This window comes from Aedoeadaptatus nemausensis, from assembly GCF_903819165.1.
Lineage (GTDB): Bacteria > Bacillota > Clostridia > Tissierellales > Peptoniphilaceae > Aedoeadaptatus > Aedoeadaptatus nemausensis.
The window spans coordinates 1-4,138 of record NZ_CAIJCS010000024.1; the positions used below are offsets into that span (position 1 = coordinate 1).

General features: G+C 53.6%; 5 protein-coding genes. All 5 read right to left on the reverse strand.

Going from position 1 to position 4,138, the window contains the following annotated elements; all coding sequences use genetic code 11:
* Positions 1-22: 22 nt before the first annotated feature.
* Positions 23-331: a hypothetical protein gene (locus tag PEPTYR26121_RS07165; RefSeq protein WP_180500613.1), complete on the reverse strand. Its 309-nt coding sequence runs from the start codon at positions 329-331 to the stop codon at positions 23-25.
* Positions 318-797 (reverse strand): shikimate kinase, encoded by a 480-nt coding sequence (locus tag PEPTYR26121_RS07170; protein WP_180500615.1) that lies wholly within the window; start codon positions 795-797, stop codon positions 318-320. The genes PEPTYR26121_RS07165 and PEPTYR26121_RS07170 overlap by 14 nt, the downstream gene beginning before the upstream one ends.
* Positions 794-1,819, reverse strand: coding sequence for a chorismate synthase (locus tag PEPTYR26121_RS07175; protein ID WP_180500617.1), 1,026 nt, complete (start codon positions 1,817-1,819; stop codon positions 794-796). The genes PEPTYR26121_RS07170 and PEPTYR26121_RS07175 overlap by 4 nt, the downstream gene beginning before the upstream one ends.
* Before the next feature lie 16 nt (positions 1,820-1,835).
* The gene (locus PEPTYR26121_RS07180; RefSeq protein ID WP_180500619.1) at positions 1,836-3,008 is read right to left on the reverse strand and encodes a 3-phosphoshikimate 1-carboxyvinyltransferase; all 1,173 of its coding nucleotides are present in this window, start codon (positions 3,006-3,008) and stop codon (positions 1,836-1,838) included.
* A 916-nt stretch (positions 3,009-3,924) separates the two neighbouring features.
* Positions 3,925-4,138, reverse strand: a 214-nt coding sequence (locus PEPTYR26121_RS07185; protein ID WP_484456023.1) for an EF-Tu C-terminal domain-related protein, incomplete at its 5' end; no start/stop codon positions are given.

The following is a 4,138-nucleotide window of genomic DNA, read 5'->3' on the forward strand; positions in this document are numbered from 1 at the left end:
TCCTTATTTGAATTATACACGATTAAGGTAGGGGAAATGTCCAAATCTTGGGGACCGGGTTACCTTCGCCTCTGAGCCCTTTCCCCTTCCCCGCGACAGAGTTTTTCGGGTTGTATGAAACCGATTTAAAAAATGTTTTTTGGGTCAGTTTTAAGGAAGCATTGAAATTTCCTATCCCTTTCCCCGGAAAAAGTTTTTGAATGAATGAATTACTTCTCAAGAAACAATCTTCCGCAAAAATATTAAAAACGTCTTTTAAGGTAAATCCATTTTGATTCAAAAGAAGTTTTCCGTATGATTTCAAAAAGACATGGGCTTTATCTCTGCCCATGTCTTTTTAAAATCTCTTCTGCCGTTCCTTCGATAGTAATATTGGGGAGTTCGCTATGGGCGGCTCCCGCATAAAGCCCCTTCCTTTTTTCCCAAAGGGCCTCAAGGGCATCCATTCCCCCGGCGGAAAGGGGTCTGCCGTTTTGTGCCAGTTCTTCCAAGGGTCTTCTGATCCAGTAGATTGTGCCTGTCTCCTGAAGGGCATGGACATTTTCTTCGTCCAGCACGCTGCCGCCGCCGGTGGCGATGACGGCGCCCTTTTCTTTCGCCGCCTGCGCCACGGCTTCTTTTTCCAGGGCGCGGAAGTGCGGCTCTCCTTTCTTGCTGAAGATTTCGGGGATGGGCCCGTGTTCTCTTTCGATTTCCCGATCGATGTCGATGACTTTAAGTTCGGTCATGTTGCCGATGGCGTCGGCGACGCTGGTTTTCCCCACGCCGGGCATGCCGATGATGACGATGTTTTTCATTGTTCTTCCTCTCTTTTCATTTCGCGAAAGCCGATATCGCCCCATGCGGTGATTAGGCTATCGGCGACGGCGAAGGCAGCGGCGCTTTCCAATGCCACGGGGATCCGCAAGACGAGGGCGGTGTCGTGGCGCCCTTCGATGGCGTATTCTACTTCTTCCCCTTTTCGGTTCACGGTGTGTTGTGTTTTTCCGATGGAGGGGGTGGGTTTGACGGCGACGCGAATGGCGATTTCTTCACCGTTGGTAATGCCGCCCAGTATGCCGCCGGCGTTATTTGTCTCGGTGCGAATTCGGTTTTCTTCTATATAATAGGGGTCGTTTTGTTCCGATCCTTTGAGCCGGCTCGCCTCTTCTCCACTGCCGAAGGCCACGCTTTTCACGGCGCCCACGCCGTAAATTGCACGCGCCAGTTCGCTCTGAAGGCTATTAAATCTGGGGCCGCCTACTCCTGCGGGAACGCCTTTGATGGAAATCGTGACGATTCCGCCGACGCTATCTTTTGTTTTTTTCCCCTCTTCGAGTACGGCTTTTATTTTCTCCGGTTCCCGCTCCCCGCCGATTTCTTCGATTTCGCTCGTGATGTTTATGCCCCGGCGGTTCAGGATTTGGATGAGGATGTTCCCTGCGGCGGTAAGGGGCGCGGTGAGTCTGCCGCTAAAATATCCGCCGCCTCTCGGGTCGTCGAATCCTCCGTATTTTACGTGGGCGGTGTAATCGGCGTGGCCCGGGCGAAAGGGCATGTCGGCGTAATCGTCGCTCTTCTGGTTTTTGTTTTCGATCCAAAGGGCCAGGGGCGCACCGGTGGTGTGGCCTTTATAAACTCCGGAGAGGATGTTCACTTCGTCGGGTTCCGTTCGGGATGTGGCGTAGGATCCGCCCCGCTTTCTACGGTTCATGGCGCATTTAATGGCGTCTTCATCTACGGGTTCGCCGGCGGGCAGGCCCGTGACGAGGGCGCCCACGCCTTTTCCGTGACTTTCTCCAAAGAGGGTGAGGGTGATGTTTTTTCCGTAGGTAGACAAGGTTACCTCTTTTCTGTTATCTGTTGTCTTCTCCCAAGGTTTTTATAGTGTTCCAAAAGTCGGGCCAGCTTTTTTCCACGCATTGGCTCTCCATAACGGTCACCGGCCCGTCGGCGACGCTTGCGAGGATGGCGGCGGCGAAGGCGATGCGGTGGTCTCCCCCGGTATGGATTGTGCCGCCTTTCACTCGCCCCGGACTCACTGTAAAGATGTCGCTTTCATAGCTGCTTTCGATGGAGAGGGCCGTGAGCATTTCCCGTGTGGTGGCGATGCGATCGCTCTCTTTGTAGCGCAGCCGTTCCACACCCGTCATGACGCCGCCGGTTTTCGTGGCGGCGACGGCCAGGGGCATGAGGAGGTCGGGATGGAACGTCAGGTCCACCGTCTTTCCCTCTTTCATTTGGCGGAGAAGTTCGGGGAAGGCGTCGTCTCCCTGGAGGCTTTCGCCGCTTATGTTTTTCATGATGATCTCCGCCCCGAGGGCGTTGGCGGCGTGAAAGTAGGCGGCGTGGCTTCTGTCTTCTTCGATGGTGATAAGGGGTGCCGGGGCCGTGAGTTCGCCGGAGCAGATGATGTCGCCTTTTATTCGGATGCTCCATTCTTTGATGATTTCTTCCGTCATGTGGAGATAGGGGGCGGATGTTTTTTCTCTCACGGTAATGGTGACCGGTTCACTCGCCGTCGTCGCCGCCAGCATGGCGCCGGTGATAAATTGGCTCGTGATTTTTCCGCTCATGGCGGTGCTTTCAGGTGTGTAGGTGTTTCGGGTGATGATGGCGTCTTTTTCTATGTGCACCTCTACTCCCCGGTTTTTTAGGTAGGTAATGCCCTCGTCCATGGGGCGAGCGAAGAGGCTCGCTTTTCCCGTAAAGCGGATGTCAGGGATTTGTGTGGGAAGGATCATCATGGCCATGCGCAGGGTGCTGGCACTTTCGATGCAATCTACGGTCGCTTTTGTTTGCTTGTTTTTTGGCATGAGGCGGAGTACGCCTTTTTCTATGTGATGCTCCATACCCAGTGCGCCGACGGCGTTCAGGGTGGCGCGGAGATCGTCTGAAAGTGTGGCGATTTTAAATTGCGCCGGTTTGCCGGAAAGGGCCGCCAGGAAAAAGTGGCGGTGGGCGACGGATTTCGACGGGGGCAAGGTGATGTGCCCCGCCATGGGCGACGGGGTTAAGGTAATGTTCATGGCAGCTCCTTTCTTATTAGCTTTATTATAGTGGGTTTTGAGTGAGAGGGAAAGGAGGAAGGGGCTTCTTGTGTTTTGTTTCATCGGAAATGTTTGATTTTAATCGGGCTTACTGCTTCGCATAGCCCTTGCGGGCGGGCAGGCCCGCCCCTACATTGGGCTTCACCAGAATCTATTGATTTTGAATCGGTTCTTCACAACCCGAATAATCTCTTCGCGGGGAAGGGGGAAAGGGCTCAGAGGCGAAGGCCGCATTTCCCCCTTCCCCGCGAGCCCCTACCTCCTTTCTGGCCGGCTTTTTGATGAGAAGAAAATACCTGCGGCATTTTCCGCATCATATGGCATTCATACGGAAGATACGTGTTTCTGTCGGGGGAATATATTCGCATATCCCGTGCGGGCGAGCCCTGCTCGCCCGTCGTATGTGTGGAACGATAAAAAACCAATTTAGAGAATATCTTCCGCGACACAGCCCCATAGGAATCGAAGCCCGTTAGGGCTTCGCACCGCTAAAAAGCGTTAGGGTGGAAGGGATTGGGGCCCGGGGAAAGGGAGAGGGCGAATCGCAACGCCCTATTCCTTTCCCCGGAATTTTTTTTTGAATGAATGGTTTGTTTTTAAAGGATAGGTTATTTTTTAAAAAAGCAATTATATCCCCATACCCCTGGCGGGCGAGCGGCCGTCGAATCTACCCAATCAGCCGTCGCTTCGCTCGGCTTCTTGGAGATTCTTGACATGAGACCTGCCACGAAATCAGAGATTTCGGGCCAGGGCTTCAGCTCGCCCCTACACATGAGCCTCACCTTACGCTCCCGTAGGGGCGAGCAGGCTCGCCCCTACATTGCACATGGCGTGTGCATCGTCTTTTTGATGAGCACAAAAAAAGAGACGCTCTCGCGTCTCTTCTTTATTTCTCTTATTCTACGATTTTGGATACTACACCGGAAGCAACGGTGCGGCCGCCTTCGCGGATAGCGAAGCGTAAGCCTTCGTCCATTGCGACGGGGGTAATGAGTTCTACTTTAAAGGTAGCGTTGTCGCCGGGCATAACCATTTCTACGCCGTCTTGTAGGGTGATGTCGCCGGTTACGTCGGTGGTTCTGAAGTAGAATTGGGGACGGTAGCCGTTG